The 2,682-nt window shown below is 71.8% G+C and carries 2 protein-coding genes; both read left to right on the plus strand.

Annotation, left to right across the window (positions count from 1 at the left end):
- The first annotated feature begins 437 nt into the window (after positions 1–437).
- The gene (locus tag H5J33_RS30400; protein ID WP_181797993.1) at positions 438–1,211 is read left to right on the plus strand and encodes a polysaccharide deacetylase family protein; all 774 of its coding nucleotides are present in this window, start codon (positions 438–440) and stop codon (positions 1,209–1,211) included.
- A gap of 170 nt (positions 1,212–1,381) precedes the next feature.
- Complete coding sequence (locus H5J33_RS30405) at positions 1,382–2,680, plus strand: extracellular solute-binding protein (protein ID WP_181797994.1); 1,299 nt, start codon at positions 1,382–1,384, stop codon at positions 2,678–2,680.
- Positions 2,681–2,682: the final 2 nt, after the last annotated feature.

A 2,682-nucleotide genomic window follows, 5' to 3' on the forward strand; every position in this document is an offset into this window, starting at 1 on the left:
ACCGGCGGGCGGAAGTCGTTGCGCTTCCAGTGGTCGAGGACGGTGCCGCGGTGGCCGCCGAGACGACGAGTGCGGCGGCGCCCACGAGCGCCGCCGCACCGGATATGCCGTTCGGCCGGGTTCTCGGTCCTGCCGCCGCTCGCCCGGCGCGTCTTCCGGAATGACGCATTGTCTCCCCAACCCCCCACATGCGTACGCCCGTCACCGGCGGCGGGCCGCCGCCGGGCACGGCCATTGGACGCGGTGGTCCGCCCGCGCATCAACAGTCGCGACGCGGCGACGGGCGATTTCCGGCCCCGGCCGGCGGCGACTGTCGCCAAAGAGCCTCGGAATTGTCCGTGATCCGTAACAGGCGGATCCCGTGATCTTTCCCGCCCGTCCTGCCAGGTGCACGGAAATCGAACGGCACGACGGACACACCAGGGGGCGGGGCGGACATGGCACGGCATGGCGGACGGGGTTGGTACGGCCGGGTGATCGCGGCGGCGGTCGGCGTGACGGCGGTGGCCGCCGTGACGTCGGTGTGGTCGGCGCAGGCCGGTCAGAGCGGCGGCGGACCGGCCGCGCCGGGTGTCTCCGCCCGGCCCGGCACGCCCGAGGCCACGGCCGTGTCCCCGTCGATAGCGCACGCCTCCGACGGGGGCGCGCACGCGGTCAACATCACCATCGACGACGGCCCGGACCCGGTGTGGACCCCGCAGGTGCTCGGGCTGCTGCGGGACAACGGCGTGAAGGCGACGTTCTGCATGGTCGGCCCGCAGGCCCAGGCCCACCCCGATCTGGTCCGGCAGGTGGTGGCCGCCGGTCACCGGCTGTGCGACCACACGGTCTCGCACGACACCGGCATGGACCACAAGTCCGAGGCCTACCAGGCGCGGCAGATCACCGACGCCGAGCGGCAGATCACCGAGGCGTCGGGCGGGGTGCGGCCCATGTACTACCGGGCCCCGGGCGGCGCCTTCACCCCCTACAGCCGGAAGCTGGCGGCCTCGCACGGGATGCGGCCGCTGGGCTGGAACGTCGACTCCAAGGACTTCGAGCGGCCGGGCAGCGAGGCGATCATCGCCACGGTCAAGGGCGAGCTGACCAACGGTCCGACGATCCTCTTCCACGACGCGGGCGGTGACCGCGCGCAGACGGTGGCGGCGCTGCGCACCCTGCTGCCGTGGCTGAAGGAGCAGGGGTACTCCTTCGGTTTCCCGGTGCGCTGACACACTTCCGGACGCTTTGTCCGCTTGGGCGTTGCACGCTGTGCGTCGCGTGGTCACAGAGTGGTGGAGACCTCTTGTGGGCGTGTGAACGCAGCCTTTAGCCTCCGAGGCGTTGTGCACAGCGAAACCATCATTGCGCATGCTGCAACGCCTCATCGGAGGAGCAGTCCATGAAACTGTCCGTCCGCCTCGCCGGGTTCACCGCGCTCGCCGCCGTCCTGGCCACCGCCTGCGCGCCCCAGACCTCCGGCACCTCCTCCTCCGGCAAGGACGAGAAGACCGGTACCCTGCGCGTCTGGCTCTTCCAGGAGGTCGACAACCAGCCCAAGCAGCGCGTCGTCGACGCGGTCCTCGCCGGCTTCGAGAAGGCGCACCGGGGCGCCGAGGTCACCGTGGAGTACATCCCGGTGGAGACCCGGGCCCAGCGCGTCAAGGCCGCCTTCAACGACCCGAAGTCCGCGCCGGACGTCATCGAGTACGGCAACACCGACACCGCCGGCTATGTGAAGGACGGCGGACTCGCCGACGTCACCCGGGACTTCGACGCCTGGAGCGAGGCCCGGGACACCGACCCCACCGCACGGCGCTCGGTCACCGTGGACGGCAGGGTCTACGGGGCGCCGTACTTCGTCGGCATCCGGGCGCTGTACTACCGCACCGACGTCTTCCGCCGGCTCGGGCTGCGCGTACCGGGAACGCAGGCCGAGCTGATCTCCACCGCGAAGCGGATCCGCGCCGCGCGCCCCGACCTGTACGGCCTGGCCGTCGGGGGCTCCTACACCTACGGCGCGCTGCCCTTCCTCTGGGCCAACGGCGGCGACCTGGCCACCGAGAAGGGCGGCGGGTACGCCTCCGCCCTCGGCGCACCCGGCGCCCGCAAGGGCATCGAGGCGTACACCTCCCTCTTCGGTGACGACAACTGCCCCGCCGCCAAGTGCGCGAGCTGGACCGGCAACGACACGGTGACCGCGTTCGCCGCGGGCAAGGCCGCCATGGCGATCGGCGGGAACTTCAGCCACGCCGCCGTGGACGCCGGGAAGGCCAAGGGGAAGTACGCGGTGGTCCCGCTGCCCGGGGTGAAGCCCGGCTCGATCGCGCCGGCCTTCGCGGGCGGCAACAACATCGGGGTGCTCAAGAGCACGTCGCACCGCACGCTCGCCGTGGACCTGATGAAGCGGCTCGCCTCGAAGCGGACGCAGGGGCGGCTGTTCGACGCGATGGGCTTCCTGCCGACCTTCACGGACGTGCGTCGACAGGCCGCCGTCAAGGAGCCGTTCGTGAAGCCGTTCGTCGACACCCTCGCCGCCGGCACCAGGTTCGTGCCGGTCACCCCCGCCTGGGCGCAGATCGACTCCTCGCTGGTGCTGCCGACCATGTTCCAGGAGATCGTCAGCGGCCGGAAGGACGTGGCGGACGCCTCGGCCGGCGCGGCGCGGAAGATGGACGACGCGTTCGGGTCCGCCGGATGAGG

Origin of the sequence: Streptomyces sp. WELS2 (genome assembly GCF_013870595.1) — a bacterium.
Taxonomy (GTDB): domain Bacteria; phylum Actinomycetota; class Actinomycetes; order Streptomycetales; family Streptomycetaceae; genus Streptomyces.

What these genes read in the sequence shown, in the direction of transcription:
- H5J33_RS30405 (WP_181797994.1), top strand. Translation starts at nt 1,382, where the DNA reads ATGAAACTGTCCGTCCGCCTCGCCGGGTTCACCGCGCTCGCCGCCGTC.
- H5J33_RS30400 (WP_181797993.1), top strand. Translation starts at nt 438, where the DNA reads ATGGCACGGCATGGCGGACGGGGTTGGTACGGCCGGGTGATCGCGGCG.